This window comes from Propionibacterium sp. oral taxon 192 str. F0372, from assembly GCF_000413315.1.
Taxonomy (GTDB): domain Bacteria; phylum Actinomycetota; class Actinomycetes; order Propionibacteriales; family Propionibacteriaceae; genus Brooklawnia.
In genome coordinates this window covers 687,672-702,855 of record NZ_KE340297.1, presented here as the reverse complement: position 1 = coordinate 702,855, position 15,184 = coordinate 687,672, and the positions used below count along the sequence as shown (strand labels likewise).

The window sequence follows — 15,184 nt, the reverse complement described above, 5'->3', positions numbered from 1 at the left end:
CTGACTAGTTTGGCAGTTCGGAGCGGTACCAGGCCACTGCGACCTGGGTTCGGTTGCGTAGCCCAGTTTTCGCTAGGACTGTGCTGATGTGGTTGCGCACGGTTCCTTCGCTCATGAACAACCGTTCTGCGACCTGCGCATTGTCCAGCCCCTGCGCTACTGCCTCGACCACTTCGTATTCCCGGTCGGTCAGCCGGGCGAAAATGGTATTGCGCTGGTGGGTGACGGCTTGGGTGGGCGCCATGATCGTGCTGCGTTCCATCACCTGGCCTTCCAACACGCACACTCCGGCCATTACACTGCGTAGCGCCGGGGCGATCTGTGCGATGTCTTGTTTGATCAGGTAACCGCGGGCACCCATCTGCAGCGCGCGCACGATGTACTCGTCGTCGGAGAAGGTTGTCAGGAAGACGATACGGGCCCGGTCGTGCGCGGCGAGGATCTCTTCGGCGGCTTCCAGCCCGCTTCCGCCGGGCATCCGGATGTCCATGAGCAGGATGTCGGGCGCCAACTCGGTGAACAGGCGTACCGCCTCTTCTCCGCTGGCGCCTATCCCGGCCACCTCGATGTCTGTCTCGGCCGACAAAATGGTGGCCAGCGACTGGGCGACGATCGGGTCGTCGTCGACGATCAGAATTTTCATCGGTTGTCCTTCGGAATCGTGGCGAGAATCGTAAAACGAGGCCGGGGAACTATGCGCAGTTTGCCACCTAGCGCCTCGACCCGGTCGGTCATTGCCTGCAAGCCGAGCCCCTGTGGGCGGGTGGCATCCCAATTGTTTGGTGGGTTGCCGTCATTGCCGACGACGATGCGCCAAAAGGCGGGGTAATCGATGACCTGGACGCGAGCGGTGCTTGCCTGCCCGTGCCGTACCGCATTGGTCAGGGCTTCGGTTACCACCGCGATGACGCACCGTGCCACCTTGACCGGGGGTTCTTCTTCGAGACCGTAGTCCAGGTCAACATCGGCGATCCCACACTTGGTGGCCAGCAGATGCAAGGCGGTGGCCAGGTCCTCTCCGTCGTCGGACAGGGCATGGACGCTGGTGCGCATCGCCGTCAGGGATTCCTCCAGCCCCGATGCGATCTCGGTGAGTTCCTGGCCCGGGATGGGCTCGTCGCGATGGACGACCTGCATCGCCTTGATCCGGAATAGTAACCGGGTGAGCACGTGCCCGACCCCGTCATGCATGTCGCGGGCGATGCGGGTGCGTTCGGCCATCACCCCGGCACGGGCCTCGTACTCGGTGGCCTCCAGTAGCCGGGCATGGGCTGCTTGCAAGGCGGTGACCTTCGACTGAAGGTCGTCGCGAACCCGGTGCAGTGCGCTGCGGGTGTGTTCAGCCTGGACAGACCGCACCGCCAGGAGCACGCCCAATGCGCACAAGGCGGTCTCGGCCAAGGCGAGGGAGGAGGCCTGATGCCACTGCCACAGGCAACCGAGCAGCGGAACAGCACAGATGGCGACGCCGCGGCGGGTGCCCGTTCCACCGCACATCGCGGCCCGGGCCAGGTCGTGGACGATCAGCGGGGCCCCATACACCGAGTCCGGCGAGAAATAACCCGCCACCAAGTAGGCGGGAAGCAACACCAGGGGCGTCTGGTGATCCCCGAAAGCACCGCACAGCGCGCTGATGGTCACTGCAGCCAGCAACCAGACGATCATCGAAGAACCGGAGACGTCCGACGATGCGGCCACGAGCACCCCACTGCCCAGCAGCACGACCTTGTCTGCGAGTTGGTTCACGGTCCCATTCTCCGGCATTGAGGATCGGCCCACCCGGTGATCAACGAGTCGCCCGATCCCGTTTTCCTATTTGGTATCGGGTAGGGCCAGTGGGCACCCACCCAGGAAGATCCGGGCACGTGGACCACAGGAGGCTGCGGCTGGGTAAATCCCGCACAACCCCAGGCAGGATCTCCCTGGTTCGGGGTGAGAGAAAGCGATGACAGAAGTCATGGCTGCAGCCCCAGATCATGACATCGGGCACTTCCTGCCGAAAGCCATGTCGCCGAGCATTGTTGCTGTGGCTGGTGGACACCGGCCGGAAAGAAGAAACAGAGATGAAGGAGAAACCCCGCCCAGGTGGCGATGCGGTGCGTGTCGACTCCTTGGTCAAACGCTACGGTGAACTGGTCGCCGTGGACGGATTGTCCCTACGCATCGCGTCCGGTGAACTGCTCGGCCTGCTGGGGCCCAATGGCTCCGGCAAGACGACGACTATCAACTGCATCCTCCAACTGCTTAACCATGATTCCGGTTCGGTGGAGATCTTCGGCGAACCGATGACGGAGACCTCCTACCACCTGAAGCGACGCATTGGGGTGGTGCCGCAGGAGGTTGCGGTGTTCGAGGAACTCACCGTTCGGGAGAACGTGGATGCCTTCTGCGGACTCTACATTTCCGATCGGTCCCATCGGCGGGATCTCGTCGAGGAAGCCATTGCTTTCGTCGGTTTGGAGAAATTCACCACATTCCGGCCGAAAAAACTCTCCGGTGGCCTGCTGCGGCGGTTGAATATCGCATGCGGTATTGCCCACCGCCCGGAATTGATTTTCCTGGACGAGCCGACGGTCGCGGTCGACCCGCAGAGCCGCAATGCGATCCTCAACGGCATCCGGGAGCTGCAACGCCAGGGCGCGACCATCGTCTACACCAGCCACTACATGGAAGAGGTCGAGGAGCTGTGTTCCCGGATCATCATCATGGACCATGGCCAGCAGGTGGCCGTGGGAAGCGCCGATGAGCTGAAGGCCATGGTCGGTACCGGGGAACGTATCCGGGCCGAGATCATTGACCCGCACCCGGTCCCCGATGAACTCCTTGAACAGGTGCGTCGTCTCGACTGCGTGCGCACCGCCACCGTGGAGGAATCGGAGATGACGATCGGCTGCCTGCCCGGGGCTCACAATCTCTCCGATGTGCTGCAGGTGCTGAGCACGGCTGGGGCTACCATCGGGCGGGTCACCTCCGAACCCCCGACGCTGAACGAGGTCTTCCTGGAGATCACCGGCCGGGCCTTGCGGGATGAGGTGTGAGGCCATGCTCTCCATCTTCCGAGTCCAATTGCTGCGCTTGGCCCGTGGCAAAACCATGCTGATCTGGGCCTTGGGGCTGCCGATGGCCCTCTCGGTGATCTTCGTGACCCAGTTCGGCAATTTCACCACAGCCTTCCAGCCTCGCCCGATGCCCCTGGGTCTCGTCGCTGACCAGACCTCCACCAGTGCCCCGGAACTCGACCGGCTGGTCGAGGAACTGGGCGATGAAAACAGCGACATCCACTACGCCACGTTCACTGTCCATTCCTCGGCGCAGGAGGCCGAGGAGGCAGCCCTGCGCGGAGACACCGATGGCTACCTGCGGGTGAACGACGGCACACCGGATCTTCACCTGACCCCGAAGGGCAATACATCGGCCACGTCCCTAGTACTGCGCGCGGTGCTCGACTCCTATGTCCAAACCGTCGCCGAGCAACAGGCGATCATGTCCTCGTCGGCGGATCCGGGTGCTGCGATCGTGCTGCAGACCAGACAAACCTTCACCCAGCGCCTCCAGGTCACCCCGACCCCACCTGATCCAGCCATCCGCAACTACTTTGCCCTGCTGGCCTTCGCCTCGGGCATGGGCATGCTGATCGCCATCTCCGGTATACAAGCTGTGATGGGGACTGTCTCGGCGCTGGGAGCCAGGAGCACGATGGCCGGTGTTCCCCGGTGGCGAGTGCTGCTGGGAACGCTGGCCGCATCCTGGGTGGCCATCCTGGCCTGTATGCTGATCACTTACGCATTCCTGGTCCTCGTCGGGCATATCAACTTCGGACCCCGATCCCTGCTGTGCCTGGTGGTGATCGGTCTGTCGAGTCTGATGTCTTGTACCGCGGGGACACTCATCGGAACCACTCGGGGCCCGGCTGTCACGATGGCCTCGGCTATCTCCTGTCTGCTGTCCTTGTTCAGCGGGCTGTACGGTCCGGCCTCCCAGTCGCTGGCCGACAATGTTGAGCGGACGGCCCCGCTGCTTTCCCACGTCAATCCGTTGTGGCAGACGACGAATGCCTACAACGCGCTGGTCCACCACAGCTCACTGTCATCGTTCATCTACAGCTGTGGGGTCCTGGCCCTGATGGCCGTCCTGTTCCTGGCCGTCGCCGCAATTCGCATGAGGAGGATGGGTCATGCACATCTGTAAGCTCCTGTTCACCGTTGTCACCCGACACCGGGGAGTCCTGACGGTCTACTTGGTCATACTGAATCTGTTGGGCTTGACTACTGGTCTTGCCACCGCCAGCCAGCCCTCCACCGAACCGAAACAGGCCACGGCCACCGTCGCCGTTGTGGACCGCGACGGCTCCGCGATCTCTGCCGGAATCAGGAACCACATCGAATCGATTGGTGAGGTGCGTCGGATCGAGGACACGAATGCGGCACTGGAGGATGCCACCGCCAAGGGCACCATTGAATATATCGTGGTCATCCCCGCTGGTTTCGGGGAGCAATTGGAGCGGGCCGCGGCCCAGAACAGCATTCCCCCCGTCCTCGACACCGTCGTCAGTTTTGATTCCGCAGCTGGCTCCCTGATGGACGTGCGCACTGATGCCTGGCTGAACCAGGTGTATGACTACCTGGGCACCGTGACCAGTTCGCCGCAGGAGGCCATTCGCTTGGCGGATGAGGCTATGGCCCACCAGGCCCCGGTGCAGGTCATCGACCCCGGGACCGGGTCGCTGCCCGGGCCCTTGGTCGCCTATGCCAAGTTCACCACCTACCCGGTCATGGCCTTCTGCATTCTGGCGGTGATCATCGGCATGGCGACGGTGAACAACAGCCCGGTCCGGGCCCGGATGGCTGCGGCCCCACTCACCTCCACAGCGCGTAACGCCGGGTTGCTGATCACCTGCGTGCTCATTGGCCTGGTTGATTGGCTATGGACGATGGGCCTAGGCGTTGGTGCGCTTGGGCGTGACGCCATCATGAATGCTGCCCCGCAGCTCGGGATCGTTGCCCTGGCCATTGGGGCTAATGTGTTGGTCGCGATCTCGGCCGGGTTCCTGCTCGGCCAGCTCAGGGCCAGCGAGAACGCGGCGAACGCCGTGGCGAATATCGGTGGCATGGTGCTCAGTTTCCTGGCCGGGGCATGGGTTCCCCTGGAGTGGATGCCCGATTCGGTGGTGACGGTCTCCCGGTTCACCCCCGGCTACTGGTCCTGCCGGGCGATCTCCGAAGCGGCGACGGCAACCTCGACCGCATGGCCGGATCTGGCTCCCCTGGTGGGCTACTGCGGTATCACAGCCCTGTTCGGTGTGGCCATCATGTGCATCGGGGTGATGGCCGGTCGCGCCCGAGCCGCCGCGTGATTCTCATCCATTTGGTTCCCCATGATCCGTGGATCATGGGGAACCAAATGACCTGTACATGTGTGCGAACGTAAAGGAGCGTAATGAATTTTTGCTCAGATTCGGCTTGATGTTGTATAGGGTGTTGCTGATCACAGCAAATAGGGCTTCACGCCACTAGGTTTTCCTTGTTTGTACAGTCTCATCGCATCAATGGTCAGAGTTGCGGCAAATTCATTTCCATATTTCCTTGCGTCTGCCTCGATTGGTTGGTTCAAGTATCGCTGGTATTGTTCCCTTTCTGCTTCTGTGTCTATTACTGGATCCTTAGGAGCTTGGTTGTAGTTACTATAGTTATTCTCCCACTCTTCGATTTCTTTTTGTGTTGCACCATATCTCTGTCGTGAATAGTTGTCATCATTCGTTCCGATGAGTCCAGCGAAAAGTCCGTTCTTATCCTCAATGGCCTGACTCTGTGCCGCGTGACGTGACTCGTGGGCCAGAGTATTCAGTATTGATGATTCGTCAAGCTTGTCGGGATTGATTTTGATTACATTCTCGTCCCAATCCCATTTTCCGTTGGCTGGGGCGATGCTCGGGTCCCAGACGATCTTCTTCGGCTCCATCCCGTATCTTCTGCACTGTTCGTCCACAATCGCCTGGGCTGCGGTTCTTCTCTCGGAATCGCTCATGTCTTTTTCCCACATTTTTTTCACATCTTTGTCAACGTCGGTGCGTCCTTCGTCCTTATCTGGCGTGGCGGTGGGTTCGGCAGGCTTCTCTGTACTTTGCGTGTCAAGGTTACTGTAGGCGTTGGTGATTGCTTGGGCGTTTGTGGTGTCGATGGTGTGGAGGTCTTGTTGGGCTTTTTTGAGGAGGGTGAAGAGTGTGATGGGGGTTTGGAGGTTTGGGGTGGTGAGTGCGCGGCGGAGGTTTGTGTTGAGTTCTGCTGCTTTTGCCTGCATTTGGGTGGTGGTGTCGTGCAGGATGGAGCTGGCTGTGGTGTGGGCTTGTTCGATGGTGTTGGTGTGTTGTTGGAAGGTGGTGAGTCTGGTGGGGATGCCGCTGGCGTTCATGCACGAGGTGAATGCGTCGGCGGCTTCACCTGTGTTGTGGGTGGTGATGTCTGAGATGATCTTGCCGGTGGTGGTTGTGGATTCCTGGACCTTGGTGGTGAGGGTGTGCCAGCGTTCGTTCAGTTTGTCCAACTCTTCAGGGGCCACCGCTGGCGGATGCACTCCCGTAGCCGCAAATACCCAATCACTCATAGGGGTCTCCTGCTTTGTTCGAGTTTGGTCAGTTCGTCGGATTTTCGGGGAAATCAGCGGTTCTGGCTGTTCTTCAGGAGGTTGGTGCTGTTCGGCTGCCCAGGGCTGCTCGGATCGCTTCTGCATCGATATCCGCCCCAGAACTCATCGCACGTTCGACGACCTGCTGGAAATCTTGCTGGGCGCCTGCGAGGGCTTCGTTCGCGGCGTCGACGGTAAGGCGCAACACTTTACGCAACTCATCGCCTTGCAGCAGGAACGGATCAATACTGATCGAGATGAGCCGATCCACCCCAGCTCGGACCTCAATGCGTTTGTCCCAGCGCTCGGCGCGACGTTCGATGGACGGCGGTGTGTTGGTCTTCATGACGCTGCTCCCCGATTCCGCCACAGCAACTCGAACCACACCTCGGTACCGTCCGTGGTGGTGAGCACGTCGAAAACGCGGTTGTCCTCGTCAACAGTTCGTTGACTGGTGCTAGTGGCTTCCAAGTATGTCAGTACGTCGTATTCGTCGCTGACCCGCAGCACACGGTATGGCTTCTCGTGGCTGCCGTTCCCGCTGGAGATCAGGGTTTGCATCGCCAGTTGGGCTGCCTGCCGTTCGCGTTGTGCCCCGGTTTCGTCCCCGAGCTCCTGGTGTGCCTGGGACAAATAGGCGTGAACAGTGGGGCTGAGGAACAGTCCTGGCATCTGCCTGTGCAGGAGGTCGATGATTCCTTGGTGATCGGATGCCTCAAACAATGGATTCAGCCTCGTCTCGATGAGGACGAGCGGGTCGTAGTTGGCTGCGTCCATGACTGCCTGTTGCAGTGGGGTCAAGGTACTGTGATCCGGGTTGGCGACGTATTGGCTGAGCAGTTCACCGAGTGTCATGCGATCAGATCCTTGAGCTGGGAGGCAATTTCGACCGCATGCTCCTCAACCGCCCGGTAGTCGTCCGCGGTCTCCTGCATCATCCGGGCATGGTTGCGTCCCGTCGTGGTGATCTCGTCGATGGTGCTGGACGTTACCGAATTGACCTTCGCCAGGGCAGCTGCCAAAGCAGCATCGGTGGCGCTGTTGCTGCTGCCACCGGTGACGGTGGCTTCGAACACCTGCTTGGCTGCGGCCACGAAGGTGTCTAATTCACTGGACAGTTGCTGGGCCCCCTGCTCCCAGCTCGATGGACTGAACTCCATGATCATTCTCCTTTGTGTGCGTGAATGGGTGGTGACTTGGTGTCAGAAGTGAAGCGACGAATATGTCGATGCCGAAACTACTGACAATATTCTTCTAGTTTCTCGACAGTCAGAGTTTTGACGAATTGTTTTCCGTATTGCCTCGCATCCACCTCGACCGGCTGGTCCAGATAGCCCGGGAAGTGTTCATCAGGTTTGATGTAATTGTTGAAGTTACTCTCCCATAGTTCAACTTCTTTCGGTGTTGCTCCGTACTTTTTCATGAAGTACTCTTTGGAAGGAATGAATAGGGTGTCGAGGGTCATCTTTTCTCTGACTGCCTTGTGCTGTGCTGCATGGCGTACTTCGTGGGCGAGTGTGTGTAATATGTCGGGATCGCTCAACTCGTTCGGGTTGATCTTGATCATTTGGGTGTCTTCCTCCCATACCCCACTGCCGTCGAGTGTGTCATCCCAAGTGATCTTTATCGGTTCCATCCCGTAATATCTGAATTGTTCGTCAACGATTTTCTGGGCGGCGGCCATCCTGGTTGCATTGTCCATTGCTTTCCACTTTTCGGCGACATCTTCTTTGGGTGTTCCGCGGTCGCTTCCAGCGTCTGCTGCGTCAGGAGAATCAAAGTTATGTTGTTCGATTCCCTGATAGGCGTTGGTGATTGCTTGGGCGTTTGTGGTGTCGATGGTGTGGAGGTCTTGTTGGGCTTTTTTGAGGAGGGTGAAGAGTGTGATGGGGGTTTGGAGGTTCGGGGTGGTGAGTGCGCGGCGGAGGTTTGTGTTGAGTTCTGCTGCTTTTGCCTGCATTTGGGTGGTGGTGTCGTGCAGGATGGAGCTGGCTGTGGTGTGGGCTTGTTCGATGGTGTTGGTGTGTTGTTGGAAGGTGGTGAGTCTGGTGGGGATGCCGCTGGCGTTCATGCACGAGGTGAATGCGTCGGCGGCTTCACCTGTGTTGTGGGTGGTGATGTCTGAGATGATCTTGCCGGTGGTGGTTGTGGATTCCTGGACCTTGGTGGTGAGGGTGTGCCAGCGTTCGTTCAGTTTGTCCAACTCTTCAGGGGCCACCGCTGGCGGATGCACTCCCGTAGCCGCAAATACCCAGTCGCTCATGGCACCATGTTAATATTTTGTGAATTATTCCGGATCGGGTCGCGGGCGCATATCGCTCTGAGCCCCGGTACTCAACTCCCGGGTAGGTAAGGTCTTCGGAGCGAACCGTTGATCTGGAGCTGCCAAGGACCTGGGTGATCCGGGTAAACGGCACATCATCCTGGTCTCCGACAAACCTGTGATCCCGATTCGTGCGGCAAGGTGCAGCAGATCAGGAACAGTGGCATCGATGGCTAGATCGATACGGTGGGCTTCGGGCGAACGATGCCGCTCGTGAGCAGTTGGCGTGCTTTGCCGAGGCCGGTGGAGGTAGCTACTTACGACGCAAAGGACAAAGATCGCTCACCTCCAGCCTGGAACGGTTGAATACCCGGACAGCCTGGCCGTGCACGGTCCCGCCCAGGGAACTGAGGATGTACTTTGGCAACAGCGTCGGGTTGTCCATGGATGGTTACTACTACGCAGTGGGCTGGAGCAGAAGAAGTTCCTGGCCGGACAACCGGCCAACATCAAGTTCTCTATCGCCGTGACCGGCCAGGCAGGCGGTGAACCATCCAGCAGCATCCGGCCATCACAGGACGACGGCAACTTCGGTGATCCCTCGTCGGGAACCGGCATACTATCCAGGTGGCCTCTGTATGCCACAGGAATTACCCCATCGGTCCGGGGAATGCCGACAATGGATGGATCGGTGTTCGTCAGCGGGAGGGCTGGATCATGGGTGAGGTGCGGGGTGTCCGCGTCCTGGTCGGTGGTCGTGTCCAGGGCGTGGGGTTCCGTTGGTCCACGTTACACCGGGCCGAGGCCCTGGGCCTGACCGGATGGGTGCGCAATCTGCCGGACGGCCACGTCGAGGTGCTCGCCCATGGAGAGGCAGCCGTGATCGATGCCTTCGTCGAATGGCTGCGCGAAGGTCCCCGCTGGGCACAGGTCCGGGAACTGCGGGTGTATGCCGTACCGCATGACCCGGGTCTGATCGGGTTCACGGTGCGGTGACTCCTTGATGGTCGGTGGTTCCGGTCCTCCCGGGGCCCTCGCGGTCCACCGTCCCGCTGCTGCTCGTGTCTTGTTCCCGTCTGCGCGGATCCTGGTCCTCGGAGGTGATGGGGCCGTTAGGATGCTTGCTGATGGCAGTCGAACAGAACCGCGAAGTCCAGCGTCAGCTCTACGGTGAGCCCCTCGGCGATCTTGCGGGGCGCATCCCTGCCGTGTCCCGGCGCCGGGTGGACTGGATCCTGGTGGGAGGGTCCGCGCTGGTGTTGCTGGGTGGTGTGGCGCTGCTGGCTGTGGCTCTGATGGGTGGGTCGTCGTGATCATTCGGTTTCCCCGGTCGGATGCGGGATCCATAGGCCGGATGGGGCGACCCTCCGGTTCCTGCCCCCGGGCCAGACCAGGCACGGCATACGACGAGGAGATGCGAGGGCGGAACCCGCGGCGCATGTCCCTGCCCACGAGAGGATGCCCATGATGCCACGAATGAGCAACCAGACCGGTCTGCCGGTCATCCCCGATCAACTGCCCGCCGCCGACCAGATGACCGACCTCGTGGTCATCGGCTCCGGAGCCGGAGCCCTGACCGCAGCCATCCGGGCCCGGCTGTGCGGGTGGGAGGTGCTCCTCGTCGAACCCTCCGAAACCTTGGGCGGGCCCGAGGCATACGGGCCGGGATTTCTGTGGCTGCCCGGACGCCAGATCAGCGGCGACGGCTATGCCTCCGCGCGGGACTACTTCGACCGAGTCGTCGGTGATTTCGATGCCACCTCCACCGCCCCGCGTCGTCTGGCCTACCTGAACAACACCGCCCCGCTCGCCGAGTGGCTCACCGGACTGGGTATAGAACTCAGCAATGCCGGGCTGCCCGACAACCGGCCCGAGGTTCCCAGCGCCCGGACGAGCGGGCGTGTGTGGCAGCCACGGCCCCTCGACGCATCGGCTATCGGACAACTTGCCGACCGCCTGCCCCAAGGTCGCGGGGATGAGGACGTATCGCTGGGACGCTTCGGGCGCTCGGTCCAGCAGCTCTCGGCAATGAGTGGGAGACGACGATTGAACGGGGGAGCGGCCCTGATCGCCGGGCTGCTCGCGGCCTGCCAGCGGCTCCAGGTGAGCATCTGGTGGAATGCCTGTCCACAACGACTCCTGGTGTCTGCTAGCAGCCGGGTGCACGGGGTGGTGCTAGAACGCTCGGGCCGCGTGATGCGGGTCTTCGCCCCCCGAGGGGTGATTCTCGCCCAAGGGGGTTTCGAAGCAGACGCCCGGACTCGGCGTGAACACATTCCCGCATCCCCGAGAACAGCCCGGACCGTCGGGCCGCGTCGCAGCGAGGGCGCACGTCATGTCGAGTGGGCAGCCGAACTCGGTCTGCAACTCGGCGGGATGGACCGGCTATGGCCGGTCCCCGCCCTATGGGATCCGGCAGGGCAGGCCTGGGATGCCACCGCAGCATTGGCCGCCCCTCACGGCATCCTCGTTGACGCCTCCGGACGCCGGTTCGTCGACGAGACCGGACGCCCCGACGAGATCTGCCGCGCCCTGAGCCGGTGCGGTGACGATGGGGCCTGGCTGGTGATTGACCAGGATCACCGGCGCCGCAACCGGCTCGGTCCCTTCGCTCCCGGGAAACTGCCCAACACTCCTGAACGGGAGACCATGGTGGCCACCGCCCGGACCCTGCCGGAACTCGCTTGGAAGGTTGGCATCGACGTCGCCGGGCTGCAAGCCACCGCGGAACGCTTCGATGACTTGGTGGCAAGCGGTCACGACGACGACCACGGCCGCGGTGAAGGTGCCCTGGAACGACCGCGCACTGGCGTCGTTCCCGCAGCGCGACGCAAGCACCGCAACACCAACCCCAGCCTGGGTGCCCTATCGAAAGGCCCCTTCCATGCGGTGCGGGTGGTGGCCGGGGACCGGGGCACCAAGGGTGGTCTGGTCGTCGACGAGAACGCTAGGGTGTTGCGCACTGATGGAAACGTCATGGACGGTCTATGGGCCGTCGGTTCCGCAGCCGCCTCGGTCACTTCCGACATGGATCCAGCCCCCGGGGCGGGGCTATCGGAGGCGATGGTTTTCGCTCGGTTGGCTGCCGCCTCGATCAGCTGAACATGAAGCCGGTTACCGGATGCTGCGTGATGGTCCGGTCCGTCCCACCAGGACAGCAACGACCCGCGGTGCCTTACTCTGGGTACGTGAAACTCAGCGACAGAGCGCGTCGGGGCATCCTGCAGTGGACGATCTCCCTGGTCCTGCTCGGTGCTCTCGCCGGGACTGTGGCGGTCCTTGGCGGTTTCGAGCCGGTGCATACTCCTCCCGGCTACGTGCAACCGGGGGAACCCCAACGCACGACCAGGTGGGAGTTCCGGGTAGACCGGGCGGAGTTGGCCACCAAAGATTACTCGGACGAGAAAGTGCTGCGCGTGTGGTTCACCCTGACCAACCTCTGGGAGGAAACCCTTTCGCGGCCGGGGGACCGGATCGTCGCGGTATCCGTCGGGGATGAACTGGTTCAGGAACTCATCTGGCGCGATGCCAACGGTGGCACTATCTCCATGGATCCCGGGGTTCCGCGACGCGTGGTCGCCCAGGTCAAGGCGACCGAGCTTCCGCAAACCGGGGATGAGGTCACTGTGCGGCTCGGTGATGAGTCGGAGAGCACCGGTCTGGTTTCCCACGGTTGGGCTCTGGGCCGCGAGATCAATGCCGTAAAACTGACAGTGGAGCAGGGATGACCTACCAACCTCAGGGGAGTTCCCCTCTCAGGCCGCAATTCACTGACGGACGACCGATCGCCTCAGCCAGACCTTTCGAGGAAGATCTGTGTACGCGGCAGCCGGACCAGCGGCCCGCCAGGAATAAGGACGTCGGTGGTGTCATCGCCTTGGTGGTAAGTCTGCTGATCGTTTTCGCCGTCACCAACCTGGGCGAGTCTGTGGCGGACGGCAATGCGCACACCCACATTGGGACCGTGGGCCAGGCGGTAGACACCCCGGACTACTCGGTGACCGTGGACAAGGTGGAGGTCGGAGTTTCCTTCGAGGGCGGATCCGGGCGCGGTCGTGTGACCACCGAGCACCGTTATGTGCTGGTGCACTGGCACCTCGATGCGCGCCATCGTGCGCAGACCATCTCCAAGGTGGGTCTGGTCACCGACGACGGAACCTGGTACGGCGAGCGGCCCGAGGCGATCTCCTCGGCCGTCCCCACGGTGGAACCCGGCTATACCGGCTATAGCGCCAGCCTGTTCGAGGTTCCTCTCGGAGCCGAGCAGGGTGCTGACTTCCAGGTTGGCCCCAAGACCCAGTTCATCACCTTCCTGACCAGCGCCGTGCGGATAACCGACGTGACAGCGGGCGCCGAGGAATCACCGCTGCTCACTGGACCCAAGAGCAGGATCCAGGTGACGAGATGAGCCCGGATCGTGTCCAGCAGCCACCCCGTCCTAGCCTGCTCACCTGGTTGCTCTTCGGCATCGTCTTCGTCGTCGTGCTCGCCTTCATGGTGATTCTCGGCCTGTACCGGGCGCATCTTCAGACCCCGGTGCCTGGCACCAGCATTGCGCCGGGGGAGTCGGTGTCGATCGAGGGAATACGCTTCGACCATGTGTCACTGACCTCTGTTGGCGAGATGCCCGCGGGATCCGGCTCCCCCATTACCCCCGACGAGGGATCGGCGTGGGTCGCCCTGTCGTTGCACATGCGTTTCGAGGTGGACGGGCTGGGCTACAGCACGCCTTGCGCTTTCGAACTGCACACCATGGACTCCGTCTATGTGCCGAGTCCTGACTCCACCATGGCGGTCAACGGCAGCACCAGTTGCTACGGAGGCCACCTGGTCGGCGAGAAGACCATTCCCGCCGGAACCGAGTTTGATCTGGGCGTGTGGTGGCAGGTCCCGGGTGAGGTTGCCGCTCAGCCGATGACGGCCAGGGTCGTCCTGGGGATTCCGCTGCGAGCGGTCGAGTTCAGGACGTGATCCAGGAAGTTCCAGTCACCGGCACCGCCTGCCGTGGGGGTTTCTGGCTGTCTTCCAGCATGTTCTCCACCGTTGCGTCGAAGGTGTTGGAATATAAGGCCATGGCCGTGGTGGTGGCCAGGAAGGTCGTAATGAAGGAGATGACTGGTTCCCAGCGCGTCATTTGAGGTAATGACTGGGATTCGAGTAGCCACTCAGCCAAGTGCGTGAGCACCGGACTGATCTGGGTGACGAAGGCCGCCAGCACCAGATAGGCACCGACGAAGCGCGGTCCCGACCTGATGATGAGCCGGAAGGCCTGCATGGCTGGTTCGAGGTCGCTGAGATTGTTCCTGAGGTAGCCGACGGCCAGTCCCAAAGGGCCACCCGAGCTGACCATGCCCACCCGCTGGACCGACTTGGCGCGGCGCACCGTGTCGACGCGTTCCACGAGTCGGCTCTCATGCTCGTTGACGGCGAGGGATGTGCCCAGATTTCTCCAACCGTGCACGGCCGCAACCATCGCCACCCATACCAAGGGCAGCAGCACGACGTCCAAGGTGTGAGGAATGATGACCTCACCCAAAGCCTTCATGAATTTGTTCAGGGCTTCCGGGAGGGTCAGGTCGAAGGGCAGATGCCAATGGGGAAGCAGTCCGACCATCGAGTCCCAGGCTCCCATGAGCCAGTACCAGAAAACTCTCTTCTGGATCCAACCCAAGGCCTGGGCGCCCAGCCACCGCAGGGCCAGGAAGGAACAGAGCACCGTGGTGCCCCTGGCCAAGAAGAGGACGATGGTGCCGACGAAGGTGTCGTGGTGATCGTTGACCTTGTCCATCACGAGGGCCATGCCCCAACCGATGACTGCCATCACTAAATACAGTTGCCAATGAGCCAGTGAGATCGACCACTGCTCGATATTCCCGGGATGGGTCAGCAGATTTGCCTGCATGGCGCGAGTGGCCTCTTCCTCGCCGAGGCCCCACACCGCATAGATCACCAGGAAAGGCACCACTGCATGCACCAAATCGTCCAAGGGGCCCTTGACAACAGGTTTCTCCGTTGTGGGGGCGGTGGTTTCGGTAACGTGGGCCAGATAGGGCCGCATGACCTGCAGCATGACGACCAGGGTCGTCACCCAGATCAGTAGACCGAGGACGAGCATGATGCTCGCCAAGATCCGGTGGTCGGAGCCAAGTGCCACCGAAACGGCGGTGCACGTCTCGCGCAGCAGGCAACCGATGACGCACCACAAACCGATCACCGGTAGAGAACGCCACCACAACGTCACGGTGCCCCGGAACAGGTCACCGAACTCCTTAAAGGTGCTCACGTGGACATTATGTCGGT

Annotated in this window: 18 protein-coding genes; 9 read left to right on the top strand and 9 right to left on the bottom strand. The window is 61.6% G+C overall.

Translation table 11 applies throughout. From position 1 onward, the window contains the following. Positions 1-4: 4 nt before the first annotated feature. Positions 5-643 (bottom strand): response regulator transcription factor, encoded by a 639-nt coding sequence (locus HMPREF1531_RS03235; RefSeq protein WP_016668469.1) that lies wholly within the window; start codon positions 641-643, stop codon positions 5-7. After that, positions 640-1,746: a sensor histidine kinase gene (locus HMPREF1531_RS03230; protein WP_016668468.1), complete on the bottom strand. Its 1,107-nt coding sequence runs from the start codon at positions 1,744-1,746 to the stop codon at positions 640-642. The genes HMPREF1531_RS03235 and HMPREF1531_RS03230 overlap by 4 nt, the downstream gene beginning before the upstream one ends. A 317-nt stretch (positions 1,747-2,063) precedes the next feature. On the opposite strand from HMPREF1531_RS03230, the gene HMPREF1531_RS03225 reads away from it, so the two are divergent. The 3 genes from HMPREF1531_RS03225 to HMPREF1531_RS03215 are packed head-to-tail and all read left to right on the top strand — an operon-like array spanning position 2,064 to position 5,353. Further along, complete coding sequence (locus HMPREF1531_RS03225; RefSeq protein ID WP_036897105.1) at positions 2,064-3,038, top strand: ABC transporter ATP-binding protein; 975 nt, start codon at positions 2,064-2,066, stop codon at positions 3,036-3,038. Between the two features lie 4 nt (positions 3,039-3,042). Further along, complete coding sequence (locus HMPREF1531_RS03220; protein WP_016668466.1) at positions 3,043-4,188, top strand: ABC transporter permease; 1,146 nt, start codon at positions 3,043-3,045, stop codon at positions 4,186-4,188. After that, positions 4,175-5,353, top strand: coding sequence for an ABC transporter permease (locus HMPREF1531_RS03215; protein ID WP_016668465.1), 1,179 nt, complete (start codon positions 4,175-4,177; stop codon positions 5,351-5,353). Before HMPREF1531_RS03220 ends, HMPREF1531_RS03215 begins: the two co-directional genes overlap by 14 nt. A 131-nt stretch (positions 5,354-5,484) precedes the next feature. Here HMPREF1531_RS03215 and HMPREF1531_RS03210 read toward each other — a convergent pair whose 3' ends face one another. The 6 genes from HMPREF1531_RS03210 to HMPREF1531_RS14260 form a co-directional block, all read right to left on the bottom strand. Then, entirely contained in the window at positions 5,485-6,600 is a 1,116-nt protein-coding gene (locus HMPREF1531_RS03210; RefSeq protein WP_016668464.1) for a hypothetical protein, read from the bottom strand. 73 nt (positions 6,601-6,673) lie between these two features. Beyond that, positions 6,674-6,967 (bottom strand): hypothetical protein, encoded by a 294-nt coding sequence (locus tag HMPREF1531_RS03205; RefSeq protein ID WP_016668463.1) that lies wholly within the window; start codon positions 6,965-6,967, stop codon positions 6,674-6,676. Then, a complete protein-coding gene (locus HMPREF1531_RS03200) occupies positions 6,964-7,476 on the bottom strand; it encodes a DUF4919 domain-containing protein (RefSeq protein WP_016668462.1) in 513 nt (170 codons plus the stop codon). Before HMPREF1531_RS03200 ends, HMPREF1531_RS03205 begins: the two co-directional genes overlap by 4 nt. Then, the gene (locus HMPREF1531_RS03195) at positions 7,473-7,781 is read right to left on the bottom strand and encodes a hypothetical protein (protein WP_016668461.1); all 309 of its coding nucleotides are present in this window, start codon (positions 7,779-7,781) and stop codon (positions 7,473-7,475) included. Before HMPREF1531_RS03195 ends, HMPREF1531_RS03200 begins: the two co-directional genes overlap by 4 nt. 77 nt (positions 7,782-7,858) lie before the next feature. Then, on the bottom strand, positions 7,859-8,884 hold the full coding sequence (locus HMPREF1531_RS03190) for a DUF6782 family putative metallopeptidase (RefSeq protein ID WP_016668460.1): 1,026 nt from the start codon (positions 8,882-8,884) through the stop codon (positions 7,859-7,861). 313 nt (positions 8,885-9,197) lie between these two features. Continuing rightward, positions 9,198-9,329 carry a hypothetical protein gene (locus HMPREF1531_RS14260; RefSeq protein WP_269593233.1) on the bottom strand — a complete coding sequence of 44 codons (132 nt, stop codon included), beginning with the start codon at positions 9,327-9,329 and terminating at the stop codon, positions 9,198-9,200. 182 nt (positions 9,330-9,511) lie between these two features. On the opposite strand from HMPREF1531_RS14260, the gene HMPREF1531_RS03185 reads away from it, so the two are divergent. From HMPREF1531_RS03185 to HMPREF1531_RS03160, 6 genes are all read left to right on the top strand, one after another. Continuing rightward, on the top strand, positions 9,512-9,880 hold the full coding sequence (locus HMPREF1531_RS03185) for an acylphosphatase (protein ID WP_232210216.1): 369 nt from the start codon (positions 9,512-9,514) through the stop codon (positions 9,878-9,880). A gap of 131 nt (positions 9,881-10,011) precedes the next feature. Beyond that, entirely contained in the window at positions 10,012-10,197 is a 186-nt protein-coding gene (locus tag HMPREF1531_RS03180; RefSeq protein ID WP_016668458.1) for a hypothetical protein, read from the top strand. A gap of 163 nt (positions 10,198-10,360) precedes the next feature. Further along, the gene (locus HMPREF1531_RS03175) at positions 10,361-11,986 is read left to right on the top strand and encodes an FAD-binding protein (protein ID WP_036897096.1); all 1,626 of its coding nucleotides are present in this window, start codon (positions 10,361-10,363) and stop codon (positions 11,984-11,986) included. Positions 11,987-12,072: 86 nt separating this feature from the next. Beyond that, the gene (locus HMPREF1531_RS03170; protein ID WP_036897094.1) at positions 12,073-12,612 is read left to right on the top strand and encodes a hypothetical protein; all 540 of its coding nucleotides are present in this window, start codon (positions 12,073-12,075) and stop codon (positions 12,610-12,612) included. Then, positions 12,609-13,292, top strand: coding sequence for a hypothetical protein (locus HMPREF1531_RS03165; RefSeq protein WP_016668455.1), 684 nt, complete (start codon positions 12,609-12,611; stop codon positions 13,290-13,292). Before HMPREF1531_RS03170 ends, HMPREF1531_RS03165 begins: the two co-directional genes overlap by 4 nt. Further along, positions 13,289-13,855 carry a hypothetical protein gene (locus HMPREF1531_RS03160; protein WP_016668454.1) on the top strand — a complete coding sequence of 189 codons (567 nt, stop codon included), beginning with the start codon at positions 13,289-13,291 and terminating at the stop codon, positions 13,853-13,855. Before HMPREF1531_RS03165 ends, HMPREF1531_RS03160 begins: the two co-directional genes overlap by 4 nt. Here HMPREF1531_RS03160 and HMPREF1531_RS03155 read toward each other — a convergent pair. Then, complete coding sequence (locus HMPREF1531_RS03155; protein ID WP_036897092.1) at positions 13,845-15,167, bottom strand: hypothetical protein; 1,323 nt, start codon at positions 15,165-15,167, stop codon at positions 13,845-13,847. The two genes, HMPREF1531_RS03160 and HMPREF1531_RS03155, sit on opposite strands and share 11 nt — an antisense overlap. Positions 15,168-15,184: the final 17 nt, after the last annotated feature.

Excerpts from the sequence above, each read along its gene's own strand:
- HMPREF1531_RS03235 (WP_016668469.1), bottom strand. The coding sequence starts at position 643 with ATGAAAATTCTGATCGTCGACGACGACCCGATCGTCGCCCAGTCGCTG.
- HMPREF1531_RS03225 (WP_036897105.1), top strand. The coding sequence starts at position 2,064 with ATGAAGGAGAAACCCCGCCCAGGTGGCGATGCGGTGCGTGTCGACTCC.
- HMPREF1531_RS03220 (WP_016668466.1), top strand. The coding sequence starts at position 3,043 with ATGCTCTCCATCTTCCGAGTCCAATTGCTGCGCTTGGCCCGTGGCAAA.
- HMPREF1531_RS03215 (WP_016668465.1), top strand. The coding sequence starts at position 4,175 with ATGCACATCTGTAAGCTCCTGTTCACCGTTGTCACCCGACACCGGGGA.
- HMPREF1531_RS03210 (WP_016668464.1), bottom strand. The coding sequence starts at position 6,600 with ATGAGTGATTGGGTATTTGCGGCTACGGGAGTGCATCCGCCAGCGGTG.
- HMPREF1531_RS03205 (WP_016668463.1), bottom strand. The coding sequence starts at position 6,967 with ATGAAGACCAACACACCGCCGTCCATCGAACGTCGCGCCGAGCGCTGG.
- HMPREF1531_RS03200 (WP_016668462.1), bottom strand. The coding sequence starts at position 7,476 with ATGACACTCGGTGAACTGCTCAGCCAATACGTCGCCAACCCGGATCAC.
- HMPREF1531_RS03195 (WP_016668461.1), bottom strand. The coding sequence starts at position 7,781 with ATGGAGTTCAGTCCATCGAGCTGGGAGCAGGGGGCCCAGCAACTGTCC.
- HMPREF1531_RS03190 (WP_016668460.1), bottom strand. The coding sequence starts at position 8,884 with ATGAGCGACTGGGTATTTGCGGCTACGGGAGTGCATCCGCCAGCGGTG.
- HMPREF1531_RS14260 (WP_269593233.1), bottom strand. The coding sequence starts at position 9,329 with ATGGACAACCCGACGCTGTTGCCAAAGTACATCCTCAGTTCCCTGGGC.
- HMPREF1531_RS03180 (WP_016668458.1), top strand. The coding sequence starts at position 10,012 with ATGGCAGTCGAACAGAACCGCGAAGTCCAGCGTCAGCTCTACGGTGAG.
- HMPREF1531_RS03175 (WP_036897096.1), top strand. The coding sequence starts at position 10,361 with ATGAGCAACCAGACCGGTCTGCCGGTCATCCCCGATCAACTGCCCGCC.
- HMPREF1531_RS03165 (WP_016668455.1), top strand. The coding sequence starts at position 12,609 with ATGACCTACCAACCTCAGGGGAGTTCCCCTCTCAGGCCGCAATTCACT.
- HMPREF1531_RS03160 (WP_016668454.1), top strand. The coding sequence starts at position 13,289 with ATGAGCCCGGATCGTGTCCAGCAGCCACCCCGTCCTAGCCTGCTCACC.